This is a genomic window from Flavobacterium seoulense, from assembly GCF_000695795.1.
GTDB lineage: Bacteria > Bacteroidota > Bacteroidia > Flavobacteriales > Flavobacteriaceae > Flavobacterium > Flavobacterium seoulense.
In genome coordinates this window covers 59,743-86,272 of sequence record NZ_JNCA01000022.1, presented here as the reverse complement: position 1 = coordinate 86,272, position 26,530 = coordinate 59,743, and the positions used below count along the sequence as shown (strand labels likewise).

The window sequence follows — 26,530 nt, the reverse complement described above, 5'->3', positions numbered from 1 at the left end:
ACTTTATTTCTTGGGTTTATATTTCGATTTTTCAAAAATTTCTTTTGCACTTGTGTGCATTAACTGCTGCAAAGATACTTCATTATTTTTCATATACGAACGAACAATTTGCCAACCTATCCACGCTCCTACCTTTCCCGGTGATTCATTATCGATCTCTAAATAAAATTTAGAAAAAGGCGCAGGACTTATAAATCTTGGAATCAATTTAGGATCATCATTATACAACAATTGATCTTCAATAAAATAACGCCACATATAACTTTCATTTTCCTGACACCAAAGCAGCTGTGCCGGCGTATATCCTATTTTATCTTCATCAGTATAATCATCTGACAAAAGCATATCTTTTAAATACAATTGCTTTCCTGAATAAATCATTGCTGCCAAGAAGTTTTTTTCTGTATCTGGTGCCATTTGTCTTTTAGAAAAACTCTCAACCGCATCAGGCAACAATTGCTTTGGTTCGAAATTTTGCTTTAAATATTCCGGAAACTGATAAAATTTATGTTCTTTACCTAAATACATTTCAAGAGAAACAATCAATAAACTATCAGCATAAATTACTTTATTATTATAATCCATTTCGGAAATAACCGTATATACTTTAGGCATTTTAGTTCTTGGAAAATAGTATTTAATTCGCTGAAAAGTAGTTTCCAATTCTTTTTTATAAGGATCAAAATCAGAGAATTTCTTTTGAACTTCAGCATACAATTCACGCCAAAGCGGATTTTGCATTTTTTCTAACCAAACTGCATTATCATTTCCCGCAGGAAAGAAAAACGGAAACTCTTTTTGAATCTTAGGTAAATCCTGAGGCGGTGTTTCGAAAAATATTTTATCAAATCGAACCACTTTAAGTTCCACCGGAATAGCTTCAATCTCTTTTTCTGTATTATTTTTAGTATTACAAGACAAAAAAAAGGAAAATAGAACTAAGAAAATTACACCGCTTTTCATTTTATTTTAATTAAATTTGCAACATTAAATTAGGATAATCAGTATGTTACTTCAGATTTCGTGCAAAGATACATTCCTGACAGCTAAAATTTGAACTATTTATGACTAAAATAAGCACGATCAACGTTGATCAAGTAAACACTCAAATTGTCAATTGGTTAAAAACCTATGCCGAAAATACAAAAGTTAATGGTTTTGTAGTAGGAATTTCCGGAGGAGTTGATTCGGCTGTAACTTCCTCTTTATGTGCTCAAACCGGATTTAAGGTTTTATGTGTAGAAATGCCAATACATCAGCATGCAAGTCATGTTAGTCGTGCCAAAGAGCATATCGAACAACTAAAAAAACGTTTTCCAAACGTAAACAGTGTTCATACTGACTTAACATCGGTTTTCGAAACTTTTAAAAGCGAAGTTCCTACTGATTTTGAAGATAGCAAATTAAATCTAACATTAGCTAATACCCGCGCCCGATTAAGAATGACTACTTTATATTATTACGCTGGAGTTCACGGACTTTTAGTTGCAGGAACAGGTAATAAAGTAGAAGATTTTGGCGTAGGATTCTACACAAAATACGGCGATGGCGGTGTTGATTTAAGTCCGATTGCCGATTTGATGAAATCAGATGTTTTTGCTTTGGCTAAATATTTAAAAGTTCCTGATTCTATTTTGACTGCACAGCCTTCTGATGGTTTGTTTGGAGACGAAAAAACAGACGAACAACAATTAGGCGCAAGTTATGATGAATTGGAATGGGCAATGCTGGAAGATGCAAATAACGCCCCATCAGACAATTACACTAAAAGAGAAAAAGAAGTCTTTAAAATCTACAAAAGACTCAATACAATTAACCAGCACAAGATGAATCCTATACCAGTTTGTGTAATTAATCGGATTTAATACGATTTTATCCATAATAAATAGTACAGTTCCTTTTTTTTACCTAATTTTATATATATAATTCACACAAATACAACCCTAAAAAAAGAAAAATTATGATTAAAGTTTGTCTTGCCGATAATTTTCCGGTAGTGCATTTTGGAGTAAAATCGTACTTCAAAGACCATTCAGACATATCAATCGCTGCTAATGTAGGTAGCTTTTTGATGATTCGAGATATACTTTTAACTAAGGAAATAGACGTTTTAGTCTTAGACTTAGAATTAGAAGGACTTTCGAGTATTTTTGAAGTAAAATCGCTTTTAAAGAATTTCCCTAAAACTAAAATTATCATTTTTAGTGGACTTTCTGAACAAATTTATGCTCCAAATGCTATTAAAGCCGGAGTTTCTGGATATGTTCACAAAAAAGAAAAGTTAGAGACATTAGGACAATCTATTGTTAAAGTTCATCAAGGTAAAATTATCATGAATGAAACAGTTAAGAAAAACCTGGCTCTAATTGCTAAACAAAGTAAAAGCGAACGTTTATACCGTAAACTTTCTAACCGTGAAGTAGAAGTTTTACGTTATTTAAGCGGTGGAAAGAAAAACCACGAGATTGCAGAAATCTTAGGTTTGAACGAAAAAACCATTAGTACGTACAAATTACGTTTATTAACTAAACTAAATGTTACTAACTTAGTTGACTTAGTAAACAAAGCTAAAAGTTTAGAGATCGTTTAATTAAAAACGAGACATAACTCTACCTAGTTTTTTTGAAAAAGCACGGGTAAGTTCGTTATAATCTCTAATCATCATTAAAGACTCCATATTATCTGCTTCAGGTGATATGGAGTTTTTTAATTCTTCTATAATTCGCCCTACTAAATACCAACGCATAGTTAGTATCGTTTCTGAAACATTTTGACTGATCGTATCCTGTTTTGTTTTTGGAAAAATATTTTGACCTTCCCAATTGTGCATTACCAGTCGTTCATCTTCCATCAAAATATCGGTTACTTCCTGAGCGTAATCTGGTGATAAATGCATCAAATACTGCTCTAAACTGAATTTTTCGTTTTGCAAATAATAATTAATCAAGTCATTAAAAATTCCACGAAACAAAGGATTTGCTAATTCAACCTCATCTTCCTGCAGACTTAAATAAATGCGCTGAAAAACTTTATACGTTTTCATTTCAGTTACATTCACGATTTCTCCATCATCATTAGTCTTCATTAAAACATCTTCGAACTCTTCAGTTTTATTACCATATAAAAGCAAAATTTCGATTATTTTTCGCTCTAAACGATACAAAACATCTACTTTTTCTGTAGCCTCATTTGCATATCCCGGTTCTCCCGGATAATCTTCTGGTGGTCCAAATCTAGGATCTTCCGGATCACCACCTGAATATCCCGCATTTTTAGGAGCCTGATTTCTATGAACTTCAAAAGGTTTTTGTTCCTGTTTTTGTTTTTTGGCAACCTCAGCAACATCTTTTTGAATTAACTGCGCCAAAGTACTAACAAGCACCTGCTCAGAAATATCCATAATACGCGAACATTCCTGAATATAAACCTCACGCTGAATACGATCTGGAATTTTAGAAATACTTTGTACCATATCTCTAATTAAATCGGCTTTCTTGATAGGATCATTCTTAGCTTCATCCATCAATAACGAAGCTTTAAACTGGATAAAATCTTTCGCATTGTTTTCTAAATAAGCAACTAAATCATCATAGGAAGTTTTTTTAGCAAAACTATCAGGATCATCACCATCAGGAAAAGTACACACTTTTACGTTCATGCCTTCTTCCAGAATCAAATCAATCCCTCGAACAGAAGCACGAAGTCCAGCGGCATCACCATCAAAAAGAACAGTAATATTTCGGGTCAATCGGTTGATTAATCGAATTTGATCGGGCGTTAAAGCAGTTCCGGAAGAAGCCACTACATTCTCAATCCCCGATTGGTTAAACTGAATCACATCAGTATAACCTTCGACCAAAAAACAATTATTAAGTTTAGCAATAGATTGTTTGGCCTGAAAAATACCATACAAAACCTTACTCTTATGATAAATTTCACTTTCCGGAGAATTCAGGTATTTTGCCGCTTTTTTATCATTGGTTAAAATCCTACCTCCAAAGCCCAAAACCCTCCCTGACATACTCTGAATAGGAAACATAACACGACCTTTGAATCGGTCAAACGGTCGGTCTTCTCTAGGAATGGTCAAACCGGTTCCTTCTAAAAATTCCAGTTTATATCCTTTACCCAAAGCTTCTTTAGTTAAAGCATCCCAAGATTCAGGCGAGTAACCTAACGAAAATTTCTTTATTGTTTCAGAAGTAAATCCTCTTTCTTTAAAGTACGAAAGTCCGATGGCTTGTCCTTCTTCAGTATTTAAAAGTGTTTTATGGAAATAATCTTTGGCAAATTCCGAAACCAAATACATACTTTCACGAACATCTGTTATAGCTTTTTCAGCATCAGTTTGTTCGGTTTCTTCAATCTCGATATTATATTTATTAGCCAAGTAGCGAATGGCTTCCGGATAGGTAAACTGAGAGTGTTCCATCAGAAATTTAACTGAATTCCCCCCCTTTCCTGTACTAAAATCTTTCCAAATTCCTTTAGCCGGCGAAACCATAAACGATGGCGAACGCTCATCAGAAAACGGACTTAATCCTTTAAAATTACTTCCTGCACGTTTCAATTGCACAAAATCACCAATTACCTCCTCAACACGGGCAGTTTCGAAAACAGTATCTATGGTCGCTTTTGAAATCATTTTTTAAAGACTATAATTTTGGAAATTCAAAGATACAATATCAAAGGCAATGGCAATAGCAATTTTCAACATCAATTTAAAATTTGATATTGTCATTGATTTTTGAAATTGACATTGAAATGATTTTATTTTTTTCTTTCAATCACGTAATTTACCATCAAAATTAAAGCATCTTTAAAGTCAGAATTAGGGTAATTCTCTAGTAACTGAAGTGCTTCCTGCTGGAATTCGACCATTTTATTTTCGGCATAGGTCAAGCCGTTATTATTTTTGACAAAAGCAATAACTTCTTTTACTCTTTTTTTGTCTTTGTTGTGGTTTTTAATCGAATTAATCAACCATGATTTTTCTTTAGAAGTGCAAGTATTCAAAACATGAATTAAAGGCAAAGTCATTTTTTGTTCTTTAATATCAATTCCGGTTGGTTTACCAATGGCATCATCAGTATAATCAAACAAATCATCTTTTATTTGAAATGCCATTCCAATCAACTCCCCAAACTTTCGCATATTTTCCACCTGAACTAAATCTTCAGAAACTGATTTGGCACCAAGAGCACAACAAGCAGCAATAAGTGTAGCGGTCTTTTTTCGGATAATTTCGTAATAAACGCTTTCGGTAATATCTAATCTTCGGGCTTTTTCGATTTGGAGTAATTCGCCTTCGCTCATTTCGCGAACAGCAACAGAAATAATTTGAAGTAAATCAAAATCGCCATTATCTATAGAAAGCAGTAATCCTTTTGACAATAAATAATCGCCTACAAGAACAGCAATTTTATTCTTCCAAAGTGCATTTATCGAAAAAAATCCACGGCGACGATTACTATCATCCACCACGTCATCATGAACCAAAGTCGCCGTATGAATCAACTCAATAACCGAAGCTCCACGGTAGGTTCTTTCGTTTACAACTCCGCCAGAAATCATTTTTGCAGTTAGAAAAACAAACATCGGCCGCATCTGTTTTCCTTTTCGGTTTACAATGTAATAAGTGATTCTGTTCAACAAAGCCACTTTTGAAGTCATCGATTCGTAGAACTTTTTTTCGAAAAGTTCCATTTCATTAAAAATGGGCTGTTTTATTTGTGAAGTAATATTCATTCGAGACCAAATATACTGCTTTCAAAACAAAAACAGCAACTTTTTTCATAAACTAAACCTCTTTTTATGCTTCTTTATTGGCTAATTGTCCACAAGCGGCATCAATATCTTTTCCTCGGCTTCTTCTCACTTTCACTACAACTCCAATTGCTTCAAGTGCTTTGATATAAGCATTGATTGACTCTTCCGAAGCCTGCTGGAATTCACCATCATCAATAGGATTGTACTCAATCAAATTTACTTTGCAAGGAACATATTTACAGAATTTAACCAAAGCATCTACCGAAGCTTTATTATCATTAATTCCTTTCCAAACCACATATTCATAGGAAATTTTGCTTTTAGTTTTTCGATACCAATATTCTAAAGCTTCACGCAAATCAGCTAATGGAAAGTTTTTACTAAAAGGCATGATTCTGGCTCTGATTTCATCAATTGCCGAATGCAACGAAACTGCCAATTTGAATTTCACCTCATCATCGGCCATTTTCTTAATCATTTTTGGAATTCCCGAAGTAGAAACCATAATTCGCTTTGGAGACATCCCTAAACCTTCTTCCGAAGTAATCATAGAGATTGCCTTAATAACATTATTATAATTCATCAATGGCTCTCCCATTCCCATAAAAACGATATTTGACAACGGATGGTTGTAATACAAACGGCTTTCGCGATCGATTGCCAAAACCTGATCATAAATTTCTCCAGGCTCCAGATTTCGCATTCTTTTCAATCTTGCTGTAGCACAAAAATTACAATCTAAACTACAACCTACCTGACTGGAAACACAGGCAGTAGTACGTGTTTCAGTAGGAATTAATACTGATTCGACCACCAAACCATCATGTAAACGCACGGCATTTTTCACCGTTCCATCTTCTGAACGCTGCATGGTATCTACCTTGATATGATTGATTACAAAGTTAGCTTCCAGCATACCACGAGTTCCTTTAGAAATATTAGTCATATCCTCAAAACTGTGCGCACCTTTGCTCCACAACCATTCATAAACCTGATTTCCACGAAATGCTTTATCCCTGTTAGTCACAAAAAAATCGCGTAACTCTTCTTTAGATAAGGCTCGTATGTCTTTTTTCTCAATCATGATGCAAAGTTAATTACAATTTTGAATTATACTTAATTTTTCTAAGCAACAAACTTATATTTTGTAACTTTGTTTTGTAAAACAATCAGTTATGGGAGTTGCGGAATTAAAACATAAAATTCAAATGCAAATTGAAAATGCTGACGAACGTTTATTACGTATCGTTTCATCTGTTTTTGATAATTATTTAGAAGATACAGCCTTTACAGACAATCAAAATAACATTGTATCTGAACCTATTGTAGCTTACGATTCAACTGGAAAACCTTTAACTTTGAATCAATACAACCAAGAAATTGACAAAGGAATTGAAGATTTTAAAAATGGAAGATTTATTTCGCAAGAAGATTTAGAAAACGAAATAGATAGCTGGTATAATGAATAAACTCAAAATAATTTGGTCATTAGAATCAAAATCAGATTTAAATAAAATTAAAAATAATGTTTCAAAAGCTAAGTTAAAAAACATTGTTGCAGCTCCAAAACAAATTGTTTACCCTGAACAATTTCAAATTGATGAATACCGAAAAGATTGCAGAAGAATTATTGAAGGTAATTATAAAATTTTATATCAATTCGAAAACAACGAAATTAGAATAATTAAAATTTTCAATTCACTGCACAATCCCATAAAAAGTTTAGAATAATGCATTTCATTTCCCAAGAATTAGAAGATTACATCGAACAGCATTCTGAAAAAGAACCTCAATTATTAGCTGCATTAAACAAAGAAACCTATCAAAAAATTCTTTTACCCCGAATGTTGAGCGGACATTTTCAAGGACGCGTTTTAAGCATGCTAGCTAAACTAATTCGTCCTGTAAACATTCTCGAAATAGGTACTTACACAGGATATTCTGCTTTATGTTTATGCGAAGGAATGCAGGAAAATGGACAATTGCACACCATAGACATCAAAGAAGAGTTAGTTGATTTTCAAAGAAAACATTTTGACAAATCACCTTGGGGAAACCAAATTGTTCAGCATTTAGGAGAAGCAATCGATATTATCCCAACACTCGATATCAAATTTGATTTGGTTTTTATCGACGCTGATAAAGAAAACTACATCAACTATTTTGAATTAATTGTCCCAAAAATGAATAAAGGCGGAATTATTCTTTCAGACAATGTATTATGGAGCGGTAAAGTTTTAGAGCCTTTAAATCCAAAAGACGCAAGCACTAAAATATTACTCGAATACAATCAACTATTAAAAGACGATCCTAGAGTAGAAACGGTTTTACTACCTATTCGCGATGGGTTAACAGTAAGCCGAGTTCTTTAATTTAGTATTCTAAAGAAAAACGCCTATTATAAAATTTTATAATAGGCGTTTTTCTGTTTTATAAATCCTTAAAGCGGAAAGTATTTTATTTGTGTAAACTGATATACTCTAAAGACAAACAATCCTGTTAGCATCCCAAAAAGATAACCACAAAGAATATCCAATGGATAATGCAAACCTAGATAAATACGGCTGTATGCAAAAATTAACGGCCATAAAAACAATAGAAAAGTATATTTAAAATATGGTTTTAGCAAATGATAGATAAACATTGCTGCTGCCATACTATTAGCAGCATGCCCGGAGAAAAAGCTAAACGATTTTGAACTTTTCACAATCCTCATTACCGATTGAATATCTGGATTATTACAAGGACGTAATCTTTGAACCGTGTATTTGACCAAATTAGTACTTTGATCAGTAATAAGTATAAGAACTGCTATTGCTAAAATGACATACAAAGTTTGTTTTATACCAATTTTGCTATAAATAACATAAAGCAACAATAGAAACAGTGGAGTCCAATGAGTTTGTTTAGTTATAAAAAGCCACAAGCTGTCAAATGACTCAGAACCTAGTCCGTTTAAAAAAACAAAAAGCTGTACGTCTAATGAAACCAGTTTTTCTAACATTATCGGCTACGTTTTACTGGACCTGCAATATCTTCAATATCTTCTTTTATTTTAGTAGCCTGCGTAAGACTATCTCCTAAAAGATCTTCTTTAACCTTATTAATTTGAGAATTAACACCGCCTGTCATTTCTGATAATGATTTTACATCAAGACCATTATCCTCAGCTCCTTTTTGAATTTCATGCTTAATGTCATTTGTCGCATTTTTTAATTGCGCCATAGCTTTCCCCATTGTTCTTGCTATTTCTGGTATTTTATCCGAACCAAACAGCAACAATACCACAAACATTATAAAGATTAATTCTCCTCCTCCAATACCAAACATATTCTATATTTTTTAAATGCAAATATACCAAAATTAAAAAAGTGTACTTTTAATTTTTTCATAAATAAAAAACAGTCTACCTCTCAAAAAAAACAAATTAGTGCTTTGTAATTTTTTGATACTCCTTGTTTTTATTAATCAAAAAATCAATCAATCTAAATTCTTCATTAGGCTGCATTAGCTCTCTGGATTTAGAGTCATTTTCGCAATAAATCAAAAATAATTTAATCTCGTCATCTTTTAAATGCAGCGTATTTGAAAAGAAAGCATAATTAATCTTATGCAATGCAAATTCAGAAAAAGTTGTTTCTTTATAAAAATCGGTTTTTTTAGGATTCTTTTTTCTCAAAACGCCTACTACATCCTTATAAAGCCTTACAAAATCAGTTCCATTTTCTACTCCGCCTATAGGTGGCATTGTTCTATTTTTAGGAGACGATTTGGCATCATCAAAGAATTTCAAATCAACATATCTTTGCGAATTTCCTTCAATAGGATTCAATTCTTTTTTGGCTCTAACCAAAACTTCTGCCAGTTCATTAGTAAACACTTCTAAAGGAACAATCAATCTGGGAGCAATAAAATCAGCTTCACTTAACACTATTTTTTTGGACTTAAAGGACAAACTAGAAAAAACCAAAGTATCATTTACTTTTGCTAATATCTCAAACGAACCAAATTGATTTACTACAACCCCATCATTATCATTCACATTAAACACAATAACATTTTCAACAGGAACCAAATCATTTCGAACCTGTCCTTGCAATTTTTTTCGTGTTTCAATTTGACCAAAGGAAATTTGAGCTAAAAAGAGAAAAAATAAAACACCTACTTTAGTTTTCATACACTGTAATTTTATTATAATTTTTAGCCAAAGTTATAATATAAAACTTTGACAACGTTTTGTTTTTGGTTTTTAATGAATTTGCAAAATCGGCATTATCAATACAATACAATTGAAAATCCCTGATATAATCTTTATTAATTTTTAAAGTTTCAATATAGAAATTTTCTTCGAAAAGATATTCCATTTTTGCCATTAATTGCTCTTTTTCCGAAACTGCCAATTCTTTTCTTAATTGTTTAGTTCTTCCTGACATCCAGTTCAGCGGACGGTCTAACAATCCTGATCTGGCGGTATACAACCTTCTTTCGGCAACGGTATATTTTTTTGCCGGTTTCGAAAGAATTCCCAAATTTTCGGCTGAAATTTTAGAATCTTCCTTGATGATTACTTCCTTAAGAGGAATACTTTCTATTTGCATTTGAATTTGTAAAATCGGATTATCTAAATCCGATTTTTGCAGCTTTTTACGTAAAGTTACAAGATTCACTGCCGAAAACACCAGAACATCGCCTTCTTTTAGAAAAAGTAAAAAAAAGCCGTTTTTATCGGTTACAGCATACTTTTGGGAAGTTTCATTAACAATATTAACCCCTTCTACCGATAAGGAATCGGCACGAACAAAACCGCAAAATTCTTTTCTGTCATTATTTTGACAAAAAACAAACTGACACAGTAAGAGCAGTAAGAATAAATAAGTATTATTGATTTTCACGGGCAATTATCGCTTTGTATTTTTGAGCTAATTCTGCCAATAAAAACTCAATGGTTGTCTTATTTTTCATTTCTAATATTTTTGTGAATTTTTGATTATCCACCACATAATATTCAAAACCTTTTATATAGTCCAAAGGCAGTTGCAATTTAGTAATAAAATGCTCTTTACCGAACATTTTTTCCAGCAGAATCATATAACCTTCTTTTTTCTCAATAGCGATTTCTTTCTTTAACACAGCACTGCGACCCGAAATAAGATTCAAAACAGGATCTAATCCCATTGGATTTAAACGTGCCGAACTTGCAGTAGCATATTTTCTTTCTGCAGGTGTATATGCTTTTTTGTTTGCCGAAATTATTCCTACCGAAACCGCATTAATATTACTGTAATTTCGAACTACAACTTCATTCAGCTGAGTAACTGTAGCAACCAAATGTACTTTGAAATTTTCATTTGTAAAATCTTCTTCACACAATAATATTTTCTTTTGCTTAAACAGAACTCCTGAAAACAACAATGTATCTCCTGCATTTGCTTTTATAACAAAATCACCATTTTCATTTGTAGAAACAGATTGTTCCGACTGTAAGTTGATTACATATATTCCTTCCAAATTAGAAATATAAGAAGCAACCTTTCCTTTTAGCTCCAGCGAATTAGTTGACTGGCCAAAAGCAATAACAGAGAAAAAAATAAAAAAAGAAATTAAAATTTTACTCATTTTACATGATTCCAAAGGGTAAAAATAAACTAAGTCTATCCCAATTTGCTACTAAGAAGCTGATAAAAATTTGTTAATAAAACAAAACAATTCGCCAACTGATTTTATATCTTTAAGTCCACAAAAACAGAGAAAATGAAAAACCTAATCCTGGCAAGTACCTCAACCCTACACGGAAGCGATTATTTAGATTATTTATTACCCGAATTACAATCACTTTTCAAAAACTGCGAAACCGTATTATTTATTCCCTACGCAAGACCCAGCGGAATTTCTCATGAAGAATACACTCAAAAAACAGCTTTGACTTTCGCCAAAATAAATATCAATATAAAAGGAATTCACGAATTTGAAAATCCGGTACAGGCAATTCAAAATGCAGAAGGAATTTTCACAGGTGGCGGCAATACTTTTTTACTGGTAAGCCAATTGTACTATCACAAAATCATGATTACTCTAAAAGAAACGCTCGAAAAAGGCATTCCTTATTTAGGCACCAGCGCAGGAAGCAACATTGCAGGATTAAGCATGCAAACCACAAACGACATGCCTATTGTTTATCCTCCAAGTTTTCAAACTTTAGGACTAATTCCGTTTAATTTAAATGTTCATTTTATAGACACTGATTTATCATCTACACACATGGGAGAAACCCGTGAAACCAGAATCAATGAATTTTTACAATTTAATAATTTTCCCGTTCTGGGATTAAAAGAAGGCAGCTGGCTCGAAATTAAAAACAATAAAATAATCCTGAAAGGAAACTTAACAGCTAAATTGTTTCGAAAAAATTACGATGCCGTTGAAATTACAGCAAACTCAGAGTTGAGTTTTATCCAATAAAAAAACCGAAACTTAATAAGTTTCGGTTTCTTAAGAGCGAAAGACGAGGCTCGAACTCGCGACAACCAGCTTGGAAGGCTGGAGCTCTACCAACTGAGCTACTTTCGCATTACGGTTGCAAATATACAAATTATTTGCTTCCCTACAAGTTTTATTTCAAAAAATCAAAATTACTATTTTGACTCTTTTTTAGAGCGAAAGACGAGGCTCGAACTCGCGACAACCAGCTTGGAAGGCTGGAGCTCTACCAACTGAGCTACTTTCGCATTGCGGATGCAAATATAAAGAATAAGTTAAGTTTAAAACAAATTTTTTAAGTAGAATTTTCATTTAAAATTAGAATTAAATTCTAACTTTTTTAAAACTAAATTGTTAGACTTTCATTTTTTTTCAAATAAAATTGACAAAAGCCTACTTTACCTATTCTTTTCTTACTATTAAATCAACTTCGAAGATTGTTTATACGATTCCGAAGGAAAGTAAATAAACAAACATGACTTATCTTTTATCACACTAATTAAAGCATCGGTAATTTCAACAGGAATTGCAGGACAACCTAAACTTCTTCCTAATCGCTTATTATTTCTTATAAAAGAATCTGAAACATAATCAGCACCATGAACAACAACTGCTCTTTTACGTGCATTATCATTAATGCCTGGTTCTTGACCATCTAATTTTAATGATCTCCCGTGTTTTCCATTATACAGCTCACCTGTAACATAAAAACCTAAACTGCTTTTATAAGACTCCGCAGCATTTGAAAAACTATTAGCAAATTCCTGTCCCGTATTTCGACCGTGAGCTACAAGAGAATGAAACAAAACTGTTTCAGAATCCAAATCAATTACCCAAAGTCGCTTTTTATTTGCTGACAAACTAAAATCAATTAGCGTCAAAATGTTTTTACTAACAACACCTTTTGCTTTTAGTTTATTAAAGCCTTCTAAGGCTTCTTTAAAACTTTCTAATTTTGGTAAATTAGAATTTTTTGAACTCAAATTATTATAAACTCCCTCAACACCTAACTCTTTATTGATTTTCAACGTATTACTTTTTAAAACCGTAACAGCACCTGAATTGGCTTTAGACAAAAATACATTTGAAGACATTAATAAAAAAGCCAATACCATAAAGAACACACACCTTCTATAAATCATTGATTACTATTTAATTAAACAAAAATAATTGGCTGCAAAAATAGCCAAAAAGCACAGTTTAAAAAAATCAGAATGCCATTATAAGATGTTTTTAACTCGTTAGTAGTTTTTAAACTACAAAATGCGCTGTTAAAAAATTGTTAATCGTACTTATTTTACTATTTTTGCTCGACAAACTAATCCCCCCGTTGTGCTGTTTCGACTATCCATTTACTGGCTATTTGCGCTATTGAACTTAAGTGCTTTTGCTCAAAAGAAAATTCTTTTAGCAAAACCTAGAGGCGGCAATATCACGATTGATGGAAAAGCAGAGGAAGAAGAATGGCATAAAAATGCTGAAATCGCTTCTGATTTCATTATGTTTTCTCCTGATAATGGTAAGGTTATCAGTGAGGATAAAAAGACAGATGTAAAAATACTGTATGATAATGATGCTATATACATCTTGGCAATCTTAAATGACAATGAACCAAGTAAAATACAAAAAGAATTAACCCAACGAGACATTTTTGGCGTTGCTGATCATTTTGCAGTTTATATTAACGGTTTTGATGACGGCCAACAGGATTATCGTTTTTTTGTAAGTGCTGCCGGCACACAAATGGATTGTTTAGCTACCGAAGAAACCGAAGATTTTTCATGGGATGCCATCTGGCAAAGTAGTGTAAAAATAACTGCTACAGGCTGGACAGTCGAAATGAGAATTCCGTATGCCGCACTTCGATTTCCTAAAAACAAAAATCAAAAATGGGGAATTAATTTCATGCGGGAAATTCAACGAAAAAACCAAAAATACACCTGGAATTATGTCAATGCTAAAATTGGAGCCGTATTAACACAATCAGGAAAACTAGAAGGAATAGAAAACATCAACCCTCCTACCAGATTATTCTTTATCCCTTATGCCTCAGCTTATTATCAAAAAGACTCATTTAATACTGATAAAACATTTAAAGCCGGATTAGATATTAAATACGGAATTAATGACGCCTTTACCTTAGACGCTATCTTAGTTCCTGATTTTGGTCAGACTAAATTTGACAATGCCATATTAAATCTGGAACCTTTTGAACAGGAACTTAATGAGAACCGACCTTTCTTTACCGAAGGAACAAATCTTTTTAATATTGGAAATCTTTTCTATTCGAGACGAATTGGCGGAATTCCGACTCAAACACCAAATGTTGCCGAAAATGAAGAAATCACTAATTCTCCAAGCAATGTCGATTTAATCAATGCTGTTAAAATTTCAGGCAGAACTAAAAAAGGTTTGGGAATAGGTTTTCTAAATGCCATAACTGAACAAACTTTTGCAACAATTAAAAATAACGATTCTAATATTGATCGAAAAGAAGTAATTGAACCATTAACAAATTACAACATCCTGGTTCTTGATCAGCGTTTCAGACAAAATTCGTCAGTGTCTTTTATTAACACAAACACGACTCGTAATGGCGGTTTTAGAGATGCTAACGTTGCCGGAGTAGTATTCGATTTAAACACAAAAGCAAACACATACAGCCTAAAAGGAGATTTTAAATACAGTAGCATCAACGAAGCTAATAATTACGATGGATTTAAAACCTATCTTGATTTTGCCAAAACAAGCGGAAAATACAGATATAACGTTTCCGGAAAATACATTTCAGAAAATTATGACGTAAATGATTTAGGTATCATTTTTTATACTAATTACCATAATTTTTACGCCAATGGAAGTTACCGAATTTTGAATCCAACCAAGGTTTTCAATACTTTTAATTTTGAACAGGAAATCAATATCGAAATTCAAAACAATACTGGAAAACTTCAGGAATCATGGTACAAAACTATATTAAAAGCAACTACTTTAAAAAATCATTATTTAGAATTTGGAATTATCACAAGTCCTTATGAAAATTTCGATTTTTATGAAGCACGAACTTCGGGCAGATATGTGTATATCCCTAGCCGATTTGAAAGTTACATAGGATTGGAAACTAATAAAAACAACAATCTTACTTTTGACCTTTATCTTTCAGGCATTAAATACAACGAAAAAAACCGAACTACATTCAACATAAATACCGGGCCAAAATACCGTTTTAACAATAAACTTTCATTGGCTTATTACATTGACTACACTTACAAAAGAAATGATTTAGGATGGGTCGCTTTTGATAATGCTGATATAATTTTTGCGAAGCGAAATACCGAAACGTTTCAAAATAATTTTACCGGAAAATACTCTTTAACAGATAAGATGACTATTAACCTGACCGCACGTTACTATTGGTCTTATTCGTCTAATAAAGAATTCTATACTTTAAATAGTATCGGTTATGTTGACCCAAATGATACTTTTAAAATGAATAAAGATCGAAATTTCAATTCCTGGAATCTTGATTTATCCTATTCCTGGTGGTTTGCCCCCGGAAGTCAATTATCAATATTGTATAGAAATTATGCTCAGGAAGAAACAAATAAAGTTGAACAAAGCCTGAACAGAAACATTGGCAGTATATTTAATGCTAATATGACCAATATTTTTTCGGTTAGTTTGCGGTATTTTATTGATTACAACTCTGTAAAAAACAAATTTTAGAAAAATGTCTTTACATAATAAAATTGTTATTTTTTCCTATTCCTTCATTTTTCCACACATAATAGTCATTTTATTCCTTACGAAGATTTTAGAAATAATTTATCTTTGCTGAAAATTTAAAAACAATGAACAAAAAAGTAATCCTAATGATTTTGGATGGTTGGGGAAAATCTCCTGAACCTAAAGTATCTGCAATTGATAATGCAAATGTTCCTTTTATAAACAGTCTTTACAAAACATATCCTAGCGCACAACTTAGAACCGATGGCCTAAATGTAGGTTTGCCAGAAGGTCAGATGGGAAACAGCGAAGTAGGACACATGAACCTTGGTGCCGGAAGAATTGTTTACCAGGATTTAGCTAAGATTAATTTGGCTGTAGCCAATAATACTTTAGCCGAAGAGCAAGTTTTAAAAGACGCTTTTCAATATGCAAAAGACAACAATAAAAAAGTTCATTTCTTAGGATTAGTTTCTGACGGTGGAGTTCACTCTCACACTTCTCATTTACGTGGATTAATTGATGCTAGCCAGGCTTATGGTTTAGACGAAGTTTTTGTTCACGCTTTTACTGATGGTAGAGATGTTGATCCAAAATCAGGAAAAAAATACATTCAGGATTTAGAAAACTATATCGCAACTACTTCGGTAAAAATTGCTTCGGTAGTTGGACGTTATTACGCAATGGATCGTGACAAACGTTGGGAAAGAGTAAAACTTGCTTACGATTTAGTTGTTAACGGAATAGGAACACCAACACATGATATTGTTACTTCTATAGCAACAAGCTACGGAAACGATATTACAGATGAATTCATCTTACCATTAGTTGCTGTTGATAGCAGTCAAAAACCATTAGCTACAATTCAGGATGATGATGTTGTAATTTTCTTTAATTTCAGAACTGACAGAGGTCGTGAATTAACAGAAGCGCTTTCGCAACGTGATTTCCACGAACAAAATATGCATAAATTGAATTTGTACTATGTTACATTAACAAATTATGACGAAACTTACCAAAACGTAAAAGTAGTTTACAACAAAGATAACATCACTGAAACATTAGGAGAAGTTTTAGAAAAAGCGGGCAAAACACAAATTCGTATTGCCGAAACTGAAAAATATCCGCACGTAACTTTCTTCTTTTCCGGTGGTAGAGAAGTTCCTTTTGAAGGAGAATCACGTATTTTAAGAAACTCACCAAAAGTAGCTACTTACGACTTACAACCAGAAATGAGTGCTTATGAATTAACCGATGCCTTAGTACCGGAAATTGAAAAAGGCGAAGTGGATTTTGTTTGTCTGAATTTTGCCAATGGAGACATGGTAGGACACACAGGAATTATGGAAGCAGCAATAAAAGCCTGTGAAGCAGTAGATATTTGCGTTCAAAGAGTTATTAGTGCAGCATTAGCAAATGGTTATTCTACTATTGTAATTGCTGACCACGGTAACTGTGAAACAATGATTAATCCTGACGGAAGCCCTAATACGGCACACACGACTAATCCTGTTCCATTTATATTAGTTGACAATGATCAAATAGGCATTCAGGACGGCGTTTTAGGCGATATTGCTCCAACAATTCTGGACTTAATGGGAGTAGCACAACCTATAGTAATGTCTAGACATTCTTTATTAGTAAAATAATAATTACGATATATTTCCCAAGCGGCTGTTCTTTCGAATAGCCGCTTTTTTTTGCTTTAAACCCAAACGAAATGTTTGATTTTCTTATCCTAACGAAAATCCTTTTTCATTATTTAATACGAATTTAGATGATAAAAAGCGCCAACATTAAACCAACATTAAAATAACATTAGAATTACTCTTTTTTTCGTATAATTAAATGTTAAAATCACAATCCTAAAAGCATTACTATTAAATTTGTTCGGATAAAAAAGCAAATAATGGATTTGTTCGAAAATTTAAAAATAAAAGTCAACGAAAAATTGTACCTGAAAGATCCCGAAACATCCGTTTTAGGAAAAAAGATTCTTCAGGAAAGCATTTTATTAATTGACGAGATTGGATTCGAAAATTTTACATTCAAAAAGTTAGGCGAAAAAATCAATTCTAACGAAAGTTCGATTTATCGCTATTTTGAAAACAAACACAAACTATTATTATATCTTTCTTATTGGTATTGGAGCTGGATAGAATACAAACTCATTTTAGCTACAACCAATATTACAGACGCCAAAGAAAAATTAAAAAAAGTAATAACAGTTGTAACCGAAAAAGTTACCATAGATACTAATACTGAATATATCAATGAGAGTATTTTAAACAAAATTATCATTGCCGAATTCACTAAAACATTGCAAACAAAAGAAGTAGATCAGGAAAACAAAGAAGGCTTTTTTTTAATCTACGAAAGAATAATTAACCGTATTGTAACCATTGTAAATGAAGTAAATCCCGAATATCCTTATGCCAAATCACTGGTTTCAACCATTGTTGAAGGAAACTTGCACCAGCATTTTCTTAAAGAGCATTTAAAAACAATTACAGATTGTGGTGAACCTATTAGCACAACCCAATTTTACCTGAACCTTACTGAGAATGTTCTCAGATAAATGTAAAATTAAAAAAACAAAACAGCCATTATGACTCCCTTAAAACGTTTTTACAACTTACTTAAACTAGACAAAAGAGATGTTTCTCAAATATTTTTCTATGCAATTTTTGCAGGATTAATCAGTTTGACGTTACCATTAGGAATCCAAGCCATTACAAACCTTATACAATCAGGAAGAGTAAGTGCTTCTTGGGTAGCATTAATTATCTTTGTTGTTTTTGGAGTAATCCTTGTTGGTATTTTATCTTTAATGCAATTGCGTATTACAGAGAATTTACAACAAAAAATCTTCGTTAGAGCTTCGTTTGATTTTGGAGCGCGTTTACCAAAAATCAAAATGAATCAAATATACAACAGCTATCCGCCAGAATTAGCTAATCGTTTTTTTGATACATTAACGATCCAAAAAGGAACTTCAAAATTATTGATTGATTTTTCGGCAGCTATTTTACAAATTATCTTTGGATTGGTTTTATTGTCTTTATACCATCCATATTTTATTATTTTCGGAATTCTGTTATTCATCTTTTTGTATTTTATTTTCAAATTTTCTTATGCTGACGGATTGGAAACGAGTTTAAAAGAATCTAAATTCAAATATAAAGTAGCTAACTGGTTGCAGGAAATTGCCCGTAACAATTCTAGTTTCAAGAATGATTTGAACTACAATTACGGTTTACAAAAAAACAATAATTTAGTTACTGATTACCTAAATTACCGCGAAAAACACTTTAATGTAATCAAGAATCAGTTTTCTCAGCTTATTGTTTTCAAAGTTGTAATTACGGCTTGTCTTTTATTAATTGGAGGTTTCTTAGTACTATCTCAGGAAATGAATATCGGACAATTTGTTGCTGCAGAAATCATCATTTTATTAGTAATTAATTCGTCAGAAAAAATAATTTTTGGATTAGAAACCTTTTATGATGTTCTTACTTCTATTGAAAAAATAGGACAGGTAACTGATTTAGAATTAGAAGAAGAAGGCGAACTTCAAAGCGACACTTGCTATTCTAATATTTCGATAGAAACAGAAAATCTTTCTTTTAAGTTTCCTGATCAGGACACTAATATATTAAATGGCATTTCTCTAAAAATTGAACAAGGAGAAAAAATATTAGTAGAAGGTGAAAATGGCTCTGGAAAAACAACACTTCTTCGGGTTTTATCAGGTTCATTGCCAAAAACCTCAGGATCTTTTTACATAAATGATGATACCTTTAAAAAAATAGACTTAAAACAATATCGTTCTCAAATAGGACGCATTACTTATAACGAAACACCATTTGAAGGAACATTATTCGAAAACATAACCTTTAATGATCCAAGCATAACGACCGAAGATTTAAAATGGGCATTGGATGGCGTACAGCTTTCAGCATTTATAAAATCATTACCAAAAGGTTTAGATACACGTATTTTCCCTGAAGGAAGACAATTATCTTCTTCTAATTCCCAAAAATTATTATTAGCAAGAAGTATCATTCATAAACCAAGAATTCTGTTTTACGAAGATCCAACAGACAAAATGGATGAGAAAGCAGCAAATGAAGTTATTGATTTCATTACTTCTGAAGAAAATAAATGGACCATTATTGTTTCTTCAAGAAACCATTATTGGAAAACCAAATGCAGCAGAAGAATTATTATGCAAAACGGTTCCGTTCAACTTGATTTAAAAAATAATTAGCCATGTTAAATATATCTGACAACAAAACAAAACTGCCTTCATTAGAAAGATTTCAGACAGTAAAAGACTTAGCTAAAAGACCTCACTATAAAATTTTAAACAGAATTATAGCAGGAGTTTCAATAATAGGCTTATTAGCATTGCTTTTGCCTTGGACACAAACTATTTCCGGATCAGGAAGTGTAACCACACTTAAACCAAACCAGCGACCACAATCTATTCAGAGTGTTATTGCCGGCCGAATTGAAAAATGGTACGTTCAGGAAGGTGATTTTGTTAAAAAAGGTGACACTATATTGTTCATCTCTGAAACAAAAGAAGACTACATGGATCCTAATTTAGTTCAAAACACTAAAAACCAAATGATTGCTAAACAACAATCATTACAATCTTATGATTCAAAAGTTGATGTACTTTCTAATCAAATTGCAGCGATTGAAAGAGAAAAAGTGCTAAAACTGCAACAAGCTCAAAATAAAATAAGACAAGCTGTTTTAAAAATAGAAAGTGACAGTATGGATTTAGCCGCTGTAAAAACACAGCTGCGCATCGCTAATACGCAATACAATCGTTCGGTTCAATTAAACAAAGAAGGATTAAAACCTTTGACTGATATTGAGGAGAAAAGATTAAAATTACAGGAAGTTGAAGCTAAAATCATTACGCAGGAAAATAAATATTTAGCCAGTCAGAATGAATTAATTAATGCTAAAGTTGAAATTAACCGAATTAGCGCTGAATATGCTGAGAAAGTTTCAAAAGCAAATAGTGATAAATTTACCGCTTTAAGCAGTCAGTTTGATACAGATGCACAGGTTAACAAGCTTCAAAATCAATATACGAATTACAGTATTCGTAATGGCATGTATTATATCAAAGCATCACAAAGCGGTTATATCAACAGAGCTTTGCAATCAGGTATTGGAGAAACTATCAAAGAAGGAACTCCTATTGCTACGATAATGCCTTCTGAATATGATATTGCTGTAGAAACTTTTGTAAACCCTATTGATCTTCCGTTAATTAACAAAGGAGAAAAAGTAAGAGTTTGGTTTGACGGATGGCCTACAATTGTATTTTCGGGATGGCCTAATATGTCTTATGGAACTTTTGGTGGTGAAATTGTTGCCATCGAAAATTTTATTAGCGACAATGGAAAATACCGTGTTCTAATTGCACCGGACAAAAAAGAAGACAAATGGCCGGAACAATTAAGCATAGGTGCTGGAGCACAAACTATTGCTTTATTAGAAAATGTGCCAATTTGGTTTGAATTATGGCGAGTTTTAAATGGATTCCCTCCTAATTATTACAAACCGACAACTAAAACAACAAAAGAAAAAAAATAATGAAACATGTATTTTTAGCATTTTTATTTTTTGGTGTTTCTGTAACCGCTCAACAAACTGTATCTAAAGAACTTAGTTACAATGAATTTTTGGGCTTTGTAAAAAAGTATCATCCATTAGTTAAAAATGCCAACTTAGAAATCAGTAGATCGCAAGCTAATTTAATGATGGCGAGAGGCGGATTTGATCCAAAAATTGAGGTCGATTTCAGCAAAAAGCAATTCAAAGACAAGGAATATTATTCTATTCTAAACAGTAGTTTTAAAATTCCTACCTGGTACGGAATCGAAATTAAAGCCGGATTTGATAACAATGAAGGTATTTATCTAAACCCGCAAAACACCGTTCCTAATCAAGGATTGACTTCGCTTGGAATTAGTGTTCCTCTTGGACAGGGTTTGTTCATTAATCAAAGAATGGCCGATCTTCGAAAAGCAAAAATTCAGATTGAATTAAGTCAGGCTGAAAAAAAATTACAGGCAATTGTTGTTCTGTATGATGCTTCTGTGGCTTATTTTAATTGGAAAAAAACTTTTAACGAAGTTGCATTATATAGCGAATATAATAAGAATGCCGAAATTAGATTCAAAGGAATTAAATCGCTTATTGAGCAAGGTGATAAACCGGCAATTGACAGTATCGAAGCCGGAATGATTGTAAAAAACCGTTCATTGAATCTAATTGATTCTCAGCTTAAATTGGCTAAAGCCAAATTAGAGCTTTCAAATTTCCTTTGGTTAGAAAATAATATTCCGCTGGAATTAGCTGACGGATTAGTTCCCGAAGCACAATTAGAATTTACAATTCAGGAAACATTAAAAACCAATGATTTACTGAATTCTGAATTTTCGATTACAGATCATCCTAAAATTAATGCATTGCAAAGTAAAATTGACATGCTTAATGTGGACCAAAAATTAAAAGCCAATATGCTTTTACCAAAAGTAGATTTAGCTTATTCTTATTTATCGGAACCAAGTTATATTGACAATTATCAGTTTGAAGATTACAAAATTGGTTTAAATTTTTATTTCCCTTTATTTTTAAGAAAAGAACGCGGAAGTTTGAAATTAGCCAAATTCAAAGTGCAGGAAACACAATACACAATGGATTTGGAAAAAGTGCAATTGACCAATAAAATCAATGCTCAAAAAATGGAAATTGAGTCTTTATTGGAACAAAGCAAATTAATTAAGAGTCTGGTAGAAGATAATTCGGTAATGTTAAAATCAGAAGAAAAGTTGTTTTCTTTTGGCGAAAGTTCACTGTTTTTAATCAATACCCGCGAGAATAATTTAGTCAGTGCACAGCTTTCAAGAATAGCTTTAGAGAACCGTTTTTTCATTTCAAATTCAGAGCTTTTTAAAATAATGGCTAATCCGGATTAAATAATTTATAAAATTGTACTTTTGCCAACTGAAAATACAAAATATGATTATAGTAAAATCACGTGAAGAAATAGAATTAATGCGCGAAAGTGCATTAATCGTATCAAAAACATTAGGAATGTTGGCTTCTGAAGTTAAAGAAGGAGTTACTACTTTACACCTTGACAAATTAGCCGAAACTTTTATCAGAGATCATGGAGCTGAACCAAGTTTTCTTGGCTTATATGGTTTTCCAAATTCTCTTTGTATGAGTCCAAATGCTCAGGTAGTACACGGAATCCCAAACAATACTCCTCTTGTAAGCGGAGACATTATCTCTATTGATTGTGGTGCTTACAAAAATGGTTTTCACGGTGACCACGCCTATACTTTTGAAGTAGGCGAAGTAGCTCCGGAAACTAAAAAATTATTACAGGTTACTAAAGAATCTTTATACGTAGGAATGCGCGAATTCAAAGCTGGAAATCGTGTAGAAGATGTTGGTAATGCTATTCAAAAATATACAGAAGGTCATGGTTACGGAGTAGTTCGTGAGCTTGTAGGTCATGGTCTTGGACAAAAAATGCACGAAGATCCTGAAATGCCTAATTATGGTAAAAAAGGTCGCGGAAAACTTTTTGTTGAAGGAATGGTAATTGCCTTAGAACCGATGATTAATCAGGGAACACGCAATATCAAACAATTAAAAGACGGCTGGACAATCCTTACTGCTGATGGAAAACCATCGGCTCACTTTGAACATGATGTTGCGCTTGTTGACGGAAAACCAGAATTACTTTCTACTTATGCTTACATTTATAAAGCTTTAGGAATTGAAAGCAATGAAGAAGATGAGTTTAGAAAAATTCCATTAGTGATCTAAATACATCAGATACAGATTTCACATAAGCTATTTCGCAGAGACCATCAGAGGAAGCACAGAGATTCGCAAAGATTTAATAAAAGATTCGGATAAATGGAAGAAAATACCAATTTAGAGTTAAGCGAAGAATTAAATGCACTTTCTTATAAAGTTATTGGATTAGCAATTGAAGTTCATCGAGAATTAGGACCAGGACTTTTAGAATCAGCTTACCAAGCATGTTTATTTTATGAACTGCAAAAAGCAGGACTAAAAGTTGAAAAGGAGTTATCATTACCTATTACATATAAAGAAATTGAACTCAACCAAGGTTACAAAATTGATTTACTAGTTGAAGATAAATTAGTAATTGAATTAAAAATAGTCGAGAATTACACATCTGTGCATTTTGCTCAAATACTTACCTATCTAAAATTAGGGAATTATCCATACGGACTATTAATCAATTACAATTCAAAAATTTTAAGAAATAGTATAAAACGTTTTATTAATTCGAACACAAATATTTAAAAAACTCTGCGAATCTCTGTGATAGCTTTGCGAGTCTCCGTGTAATAACCATGAAAAAACTCTTCAAATTAGTTTTAAATACTATTCCTCGTCCATTATTAATTCGTTTGAGTTATGTGGCGCGTCCCGTTATTGCTTTTTCATTAAGAGGTACTAATTTCACTGATCCTATTGATGGAAAAAGCTTCAAATCGATGTTGCCTTACGGATATGAAAAGCAAAGAAACAATGTGCTTTCGCCAAGTACACTTTCATTAGAAAGACACCGTTTACTTTGGTTATATCTTAATGAGAAAACTGATTTTTTTACAGCTCCAAAGAAAGTTTTACATTTTGCTCCGGAACAAGCTTTCTATAAATTGTTTCGAAAGCAAAAAAATCTTAATTATACCACTACTGATTTATTTTCGCCTTTGGCAGATGTAAAAGCAGATATTTGTAACCTTCCGTTTGAAGACAATCAATACGATGTAATACTTTGCAATCACGTTTTAGAACACATTCCAGATGATACTAAAGCTATGCAGGAATTGTATCGTGTTTTAAAACCGGGCGGAATGGCTATTTTACAAATTCCGCAGGATTTGAATCTCGATGTTACATTTGCAGATGATTCTATTACTGATCAAAAAGAACGTGCAAAAATTTTTGGACAATACGACCACGTACGTATTTATGGCCGTGATTATTTTGACAAATTAAGAAGCATTGGTTTTAAAGTAATCGAAGAAGATTACACGAATACAATTGCTCCCGAATTGGTAACCAAATATTGTCTGGCACCAGGAGAAATTATCCCAGTTTGTTTTAAATAAACTAAAGATCATCTTAAAAGGCATACTAATTCCTTACTTAATTTGTTATATTTACACTATAGCAATCGTATTATTATGCCTAAATTTTTCATTTGTAAGATTCTCTTTTTATTTGTTTTTACTCAGCTAACAGCTCAGGTACAAACCGAAATAATTCCTCCATACCATATAAAAACAGTTTCTTTTGTACAAAACAGTCAAAATGTTGTCCCTATTTTCGAATTAGGAAGTAATTTTCAATTTCAGTTTGATGATCTTTTTGGTAACGAAGCTAATTATTATTACGAAATTGTTCATTGTGATTATAACTGGGTTCCGTCGAATATTCCAAAAAACGAATATTTACAGGGATTTGACAATCAGAGAATTCAAAACTACCTGAATTCATTCAATACCTTACAAATTTATTCGCATTACAATTTAAGTTTCCCAAACCAGTTTACACAACAATTAAAACTAAGCGGAAACTACATTCTTAAAATCCTTAATGAAGACAGAGATATCGTTTTTTCAAGAAAATTTATCCTTTTTGAAAGTGTTGCAACTGTGCCTCTACAAATAAAAAGAGCTAGAAATGTTAGTATTATCGAATACAAACAAAACTTAGACTTTTCGGTAAAATCAGCCAGTATTAATTTTCAAAATCCTTTGAAAAATGTAAAAGTGAGCCTGATTCAAAATGGTGATTTTAATACCGAAATAAAAAACATCAAACCCCAATACACCATTGGCAACGACCTAATCTATAAATACGATACTGAAACGCAATTTTGGGCTGGTAACGAATATCTTTATTTCGAAAACAAAGACATCCGAATAGCAGCAAATAATATCGCCCGTGTAGATTCCAGCACTGACATTTATAATTGCTTGCTACATACTAATAATTCCAGAGCCAATTCGCCTTATACTTTGTTTGAAGATATCAATGGAAATTTTGTTGTAAAAAACACAAATGCCACTAACAATGATATTGAAGCTGATTATGCCTGGATTTATTTTAGTCTTTCGACACCCACTTATCGATTAAATAATAACATTTACATTAACGGAATGTTTAATAATTTCAGTCTGTCACCAGAATATAAAATGGATTACAACGAGAAAAAAGGAATTTATGAAAAAGCCATTTTGATTAAACAAGGTTTTACTAATTTCAAATATGTTGTTGCTGATAGCAAAGGAAACATTGATAATGAAAATGCGATTGACGGCAATTTCTATCAAACTGAAAACGAATATACTGTTTTAGTTTACTATCGGGAAAACACAGGACGTTATGATAGAGTAATTGGAAAAGGAACAGCTAACTCGTTAAATATCATAAATTAAAAAAAGATTTAAAAATAAACGAAAGCAAATGA

The 26,530-nt window shown here is 32.4% G+C and carries 26 protein-coding genes and 2 tRNA genes; 16 read left to right on the top strand and 12 right to left on the bottom strand.

Annotation, left to right across the window (positions count from 1 at the left end; genetic code table 11):
- Positions 1-3: 3 nt before the first annotated feature.
- Positions 4-963: a gliding motility lipoprotein GldB gene (gene gldB, locus FEM21_RS12125; protein WP_035660666.1), complete on the bottom strand. Its 960-nt coding sequence runs from the start codon at positions 961-963 to the stop codon at positions 4-6.
- A 101-nt stretch (positions 964-1,064) separates the two neighbouring features.
- On the opposite strand from gldB, the gene nadE reads away from it, so the two are divergent.
- Together nadE and FEM21_RS12115 are read left to right on the top strand one after the other, a co-directional pair.
- Positions 1,065-1,865: an NAD(+) synthase gene (nadE, locus tag FEM21_RS12120; protein ID WP_035660665.1), complete on the top strand. Its 801-nt coding sequence runs from the start codon at positions 1,065-1,067 to the stop codon at positions 1,863-1,865.
- Between the two features lie 95 nt (positions 1,866-1,960).
- Complete coding sequence (locus FEM21_RS12115; protein ID WP_035660664.1) at positions 1,961-2,590, top strand: response regulator transcription factor; 630 nt, start codon at positions 1,961-1,963, stop codon at positions 2,588-2,590.
- Here the strand turns inward: FEM21_RS12115 and dnaG are convergent, their stop codons facing one another.
- From dnaG to rlmN, 3 genes are all read right to left on the bottom strand, one after another.
- On the bottom strand, positions 2,591-4,645 hold the full coding sequence (dnaG, locus tag FEM21_RS12110) for a DNA primase (protein WP_035660663.1): 2,055 nt from the start codon (positions 4,643-4,645) through the stop codon (positions 2,591-2,593).
- A 125-nt stretch (positions 4,646-4,770) separates the two neighbouring features.
- Positions 4,771-5,748, bottom strand: a complete 978-nt coding sequence (locus FEM21_RS12105) for a polyprenyl synthetase family protein (protein WP_035660662.1) — start codon at positions 5,746-5,748, stop codon at positions 4,771-4,773.
- A gap of 64 nt (positions 5,749-5,812) precedes the next feature.
- Positions 5,813-6,856, bottom strand: a complete 1,044-nt coding sequence (gene rlmN / locus FEM21_RS12100; protein WP_035660661.1) for a 23S rRNA (adenine(2503)-C(2))-methyltransferase RlmN — start codon at positions 6,854-6,856, stop codon at positions 5,813-5,815.
- Between the two features lie 88 nt (positions 6,857-6,944).
- On the opposite strand from rlmN, the gene FEM21_RS12095 reads away from it, so the two are divergent.
- Genes FEM21_RS12095 through FEM21_RS12085 form a run of 3 tightly spaced genes read left to right on the top strand, consistent with a single transcriptional unit; the run spans position 6,945 to position 8,141 of the window.
- A complete protein-coding gene (locus tag FEM21_RS12095; RefSeq protein ID WP_035660660.1) occupies positions 6,945-7,238 on the top strand; it encodes a hypothetical protein in 294 nt (97 codons plus the stop codon).
- The gene (locus tag FEM21_RS12090; protein ID WP_035660659.1) at positions 7,231-7,500 is read left to right on the top strand and encodes a type II toxin-antitoxin system RelE/ParE family toxin; all 270 of its coding nucleotides are present in this window, start codon (positions 7,231-7,233) and stop codon (positions 7,498-7,500) included. The genes FEM21_RS12095 and FEM21_RS12090 overlap by 8 nt, the downstream gene beginning before the upstream one ends.
- Complete coding sequence (locus FEM21_RS12085; protein ID WP_035660658.1) at positions 7,500-8,141, top strand: O-methyltransferase; 642 nt, start codon at positions 7,500-7,502, stop codon at positions 8,139-8,141. The genes FEM21_RS12090 and FEM21_RS12085 overlap by 1 nt, the downstream gene beginning before the upstream one ends.
- Before the next feature lie 68 nt (positions 8,142-8,209).
- On the opposite strand, the gene FEM21_RS12080 is transcribed toward FEM21_RS12085, so the two are convergent.
- The 5 genes from FEM21_RS12080 to FEM21_RS12060 form a co-directional block, all read right to left on the bottom strand.
- A complete protein-coding gene (locus tag FEM21_RS12080; RefSeq protein WP_035660657.1) occupies positions 8,210-8,773 on the bottom strand; it encodes a phosphatase PAP2 family protein in 564 nt (187 codons plus the stop codon).
- A complete protein-coding gene (locus tag FEM21_RS12075) occupies positions 8,773-9,099 on the bottom strand; it encodes a Sec-independent protein translocase subunit TatA/TatB (RefSeq protein WP_035660656.1) in 327 nt (108 codons plus the stop codon). Before FEM21_RS12075 ends, FEM21_RS12080 begins: the two co-directional genes overlap by 1 nt.
- 97 nt (positions 9,100-9,196) lie before the next feature.
- Complete coding sequence (locus tag FEM21_RS12070) at positions 9,197-9,946, bottom strand: hypothetical protein (RefSeq protein ID WP_035660655.1); 750 nt, start codon at positions 9,944-9,946, stop codon at positions 9,197-9,199.
- Positions 9,936-10,661 carry a peptidase associated/transthyretin-like domain-containing protein gene (locus FEM21_RS12065; RefSeq protein ID WP_081824696.1) on the bottom strand — a complete coding sequence of 242 codons (726 nt, stop codon included), beginning with the start codon at positions 10,659-10,661 and terminating at the stop codon, positions 9,936-9,938. The genes FEM21_RS12070 and FEM21_RS12065 overlap by 11 nt, the downstream gene beginning before the upstream one ends.
- Positions 10,648-11,385, bottom strand: a complete 738-nt coding sequence (locus FEM21_RS12060) for a hypothetical protein (protein WP_035660653.1) — start codon at positions 11,383-11,385, stop codon at positions 10,648-10,650. The genes FEM21_RS12065 and FEM21_RS12060 overlap by 14 nt, the downstream gene beginning before the upstream one ends.
- 135 nt (positions 11,386-11,520) lie before the next feature.
- Between FEM21_RS12060 and pepE the strand changes: the two genes are divergently transcribed.
- A complete protein-coding gene (gene pepE / locus FEM21_RS12055; RefSeq protein ID WP_051627586.1) occupies positions 11,521-12,228 on the top strand; it encodes a dipeptidase PepE in 708 nt (235 codons plus the stop codon).
- 35 nt (positions 12,229-12,263) lie between these two features.
- Here the strand turns inward: pepE and FEM21_RS12050 are convergent.
- The 3 genes from FEM21_RS12050 to FEM21_RS12040 all read right to left on the bottom strand — a co-directional run bounded on the left by FEM21_RS12050 (position 12,264) and on the right by FEM21_RS12040 (position 13,388).
- A tRNA-Gly gene (locus FEM21_RS12050) sits at positions 12,264-12,336 on the bottom strand.
- An 85-nt stretch (positions 12,337-12,421) separates the two neighbouring features.
- Positions 12,422-12,494: transfer RNA gene (locus tag FEM21_RS12045), tRNA-Gly, on the bottom strand.
- 171 nt (positions 12,495-12,665) lie between these two features.
- Complete coding sequence (locus FEM21_RS12040; protein ID WP_035660651.1) at positions 12,666-13,388, bottom strand: murein L,D-transpeptidase catalytic domain family protein; 723 nt, start codon at positions 13,386-13,388, stop codon at positions 12,666-12,668.
- A 229-nt stretch (positions 13,389-13,617) separates the two neighbouring features.
- Here FEM21_RS12040 and FEM21_RS12035 point away from each other — a divergent pair, with 229 nt between their 5' ends.
- From FEM21_RS12035 to FEM21_RS11990, 10 genes are all read left to right on the top strand, one after another.
- Complete coding sequence (locus FEM21_RS12035; protein WP_236353629.1) at positions 13,618-15,972, top strand: DUF5916 domain-containing protein; 2,355 nt, start codon at positions 13,618-13,620, stop codon at positions 15,970-15,972.
- Between the two features lie 125 nt (positions 15,973-16,097).
- The gene (gpmI, locus tag FEM21_RS12030) at positions 16,098-17,621 is read left to right on the top strand and encodes a 2,3-bisphosphoglycerate-independent phosphoglycerate mutase (RefSeq protein ID WP_035660650.1); all 1,524 of its coding nucleotides are present in this window, start codon (positions 16,098-16,100) and stop codon (positions 17,619-17,621) included.
- 257 nt (positions 17,622-17,878) lie between these two features.
- Positions 17,879-18,550, top strand: a complete 672-nt coding sequence (locus tag FEM21_RS12025; protein WP_394332871.1) for a TetR/AcrR family transcriptional regulator — start codon at positions 17,879-17,881, stop codon at positions 18,548-18,550.
- Positions 18,551-18,580: 30 nt separating this feature from the next.
- Complete coding sequence (locus tag FEM21_RS12020; protein ID WP_035660648.1) at positions 18,581-20,242, top strand: peptidase domain-containing ABC transporter; 1,662 nt, start codon at positions 18,581-18,583, stop codon at positions 20,240-20,242.
- 2 nt (positions 20,243-20,244) lie between these two features.
- Positions 20,245-21,591 carry an HlyD family secretion protein gene (locus FEM21_RS12015; RefSeq protein ID WP_035660647.1) on the top strand — a complete coding sequence of 449 codons (1,347 nt, stop codon included), beginning with the start codon at positions 20,245-20,247 and terminating at the stop codon, positions 21,589-21,591.
- Entirely contained in the window at positions 21,591-22,979 is a 1,389-nt protein-coding gene (locus tag FEM21_RS12010) for a TolC family protein (RefSeq protein ID WP_035660646.1), read from the top strand. The genes FEM21_RS12015 and FEM21_RS12010 overlap by 1 nt, the downstream gene beginning before the upstream one ends.
- Before the next feature lie 43 nt (positions 22,980-23,022).
- Positions 23,023-23,841, top strand: a complete 819-nt coding sequence (map, locus tag FEM21_RS12005; RefSeq protein ID WP_035660645.1) for a type I methionyl aminopeptidase — start codon at positions 23,023-23,025, stop codon at positions 23,839-23,841.
- Between the two features lie 93 nt (positions 23,842-23,934).
- Entirely contained in the window at positions 23,935-24,351 is a 417-nt protein-coding gene (locus FEM21_RS12000; protein ID WP_035660644.1) for a GxxExxY protein, read from the top strand.
- A 50-nt stretch (positions 24,352-24,401) separates the two neighbouring features.
- Entirely contained in the window at positions 24,402-25,166 is a 765-nt protein-coding gene (locus FEM21_RS11995) for a class I SAM-dependent methyltransferase (protein ID WP_035660643.1), read from the top strand.
- A gap of 75 nt (positions 25,167-25,241) precedes the next feature.
- A complete protein-coding gene (locus tag FEM21_RS11990; RefSeq protein WP_035660642.1) occupies positions 25,242-26,498 on the top strand; it encodes a type IX secretion system plug protein in 1,257 nt (418 codons plus the stop codon).
- Positions 26,499-26,530: the final 32 nt, after the last annotated feature.

Bases quoted from the DNA above. Each gene is read 5' to 3' on its own strand.
- gldB (WP_035660666.1), bottom strand. From the start codon at position 963: ATGAAAAGCGGTGTAATTTTCTTAGTTCTATTTTCCTTTTTTTTGTCT.
- nadE (WP_035660665.1), top strand. From the start codon at position 1,065: ATGACTAAAATAAGCACGATCAACGTTGATCAAGTAAACACTCAAATT.
- FEM21_RS12115 (WP_035660664.1), top strand. From the start codon at position 1,961: ATGATTAAAGTTTGTCTTGCCGATAATTTTCCGGTAGTGCATTTTGGA.
- dnaG (WP_035660663.1), bottom strand. From the start codon at position 4,645: ATGATTTCAAAAGCGACCATAGATACTGTTTTCGAAACTGCCCGTGTT.
- FEM21_RS12105 (WP_035660662.1), bottom strand. From the start codon at position 5,748: ATGAATATTACTTCACAAATAAAACAGCCCATTTTTAATGAAATGGAA.
- FEM21_RS12095 (WP_035660660.1), top strand. From the start codon at position 6,945: ATGGGAGTTGCGGAATTAAAACATAAAATTCAAATGCAAATTGAAAAT.
- FEM21_RS12090 (WP_035660659.1), top strand. From the start codon at position 7,231: ATGAATAAACTCAAAATAATTTGGTCATTAGAATCAAAATCAGATTTA.
- FEM21_RS12085 (WP_035660658.1), top strand. From the start codon at position 7,500: ATGCATTTCATTTCCCAAGAATTAGAAGATTACATCGAACAGCATTCT.
- FEM21_RS12080 (WP_035660657.1), bottom strand. From the start codon at position 8,773: ATGTTAGAAAAACTGGTTTCATTAGACGTACAGCTTTTTGTTTTTTTA.
- FEM21_RS12075 (WP_035660656.1), bottom strand. From the start codon at position 9,099: ATGTTTGGTATTGGAGGAGGAGAATTAATCTTTATAATGTTTGTGGTA.
- FEM21_RS12070 (WP_035660655.1), bottom strand. From the start codon at position 9,946: ATGAAAACTAAAGTAGGTGTTTTATTTTTTCTCTTTTTAGCTCAAATT.
- FEM21_RS12060 (WP_035660653.1), bottom strand. From the start codon at position 11,385: ATGAGTAAAATTTTAATTTCTTTTTTTATTTTTTTCTCTGTTATTGCT.
- pepE (WP_051627586.1), top strand. From the start codon at position 11,521: ATGAAAAACCTAATCCTGGCAAGTACCTCAACCCTACACGGAAGCGAT.
- FEM21_RS12040 (WP_035660651.1), bottom strand. From the start codon at position 13,388: ATGATTTATAGAAGGTGTGTGTTCTTTATGGTATTGGCTTTTTTATTA.
- gpmI (WP_035660650.1), top strand. From the start codon at position 16,098: ATGAACAAAAAAGTAATCCTAATGATTTTGGATGGTTGGGGAAAATCT.
- FEM21_RS12020 (WP_035660648.1), top strand. From the start codon at position 18,581: ATGACTCCCTTAAAACGTTTTTACAACTTACTTAAACTAGACAAAAGA.
- FEM21_RS12015 (WP_035660647.1), top strand. From the start codon at position 20,245: ATGTTAAATATATCTGACAACAAAACAAAACTGCCTTCATTAGAAAGA.
- FEM21_RS12010 (WP_035660646.1), top strand. From the start codon at position 21,591: ATGAAACATGTATTTTTAGCATTTTTATTTTTTGGTGTTTCTGTAACC.
- map (WP_035660645.1), top strand. From the start codon at position 23,023: ATGATTATAGTAAAATCACGTGAAGAAATAGAATTAATGCGCGAAAGT.
- FEM21_RS12000 (WP_035660644.1), top strand. From the start codon at position 23,935: ATGGAAGAAAATACCAATTTAGAGTTAAGCGAAGAATTAAATGCACTT.
- FEM21_RS11995 (WP_035660643.1), top strand. From the start codon at position 24,402: ATGAAAAAACTCTTCAAATTAGTTTTAAATACTATTCCTCGTCCATTA.
- FEM21_RS11990 (WP_035660642.1), top strand. From the start codon at position 25,242: ATGCCTAAATTTTTCATTTGTAAGATTCTCTTTTTATTTGTTTTTACT.